1 protein-coding gene is annotated in these 540 nt (G+C 63.5%); it reads left to right on the plus strand.

Translation table 11 applies throughout. The features are described from left to right. Positions 1–540 (plus strand): transposase (locus CSC71_RS15345; protein WP_162375237.1); only part of this gene is annotated, 540 nt, incomplete at both ends.

Raw genomic sequence — 540 nt, forward strand, 5'->3', positions numbered from 1 at the left:
TGCGTACACGCCGTCCCGCCGCCGAGCAATTGCCTGCCGATGAGTTGTTTCGTTCGCGTCTGGAGAACCAGATCGACTTGCGCCATCCACTGGTCCAGCTGAGCCACCGGCTGCCGTGGAGTGCGCTGGAGCAGGCGCTGTCGCCACGATTGCCGGTCACCACCGGCACAGGCGGTCGCCCCGCATTGCCGATGCGTCTGATCGCTGGGCTGCTCTACCTCAAGCACGCCTACGACCTGTCCGATGAAGCGGTGTGCGAACGTTGGCTGGAAAATCCGTACTGGCAGTTTTTCACCGGCGAGGTGGTGTTCCAGACCTGCTTGCCGTGCGATCCCAGCTCCCTGACACGGTGGCGACAGCGCCTGGGCGAAGCCGGGATGGAAGAGCTGTTGGCGCACACCATCAACACCGCACATGCGGTCAAAGCAGTGGATGCGCGCGAGTTGTCGCGAGTGATCGTGGACACCACCGTGCAGGAAAAAGCGATCGCCCATCCCACCGACAACCGGCTGCTGGAGGTTGCCCGCAAGAAGCTGGTGC

The organism is Pseudoxanthomonas sangjuensis, from assembly GCF_010211755.1.
Lineage (GTDB): Bacteria > Pseudomonadota > Gammaproteobacteria > Xanthomonadales > Xanthomonadaceae > Pseudoxanthomonas_A > Pseudoxanthomonas_A sangjuensis.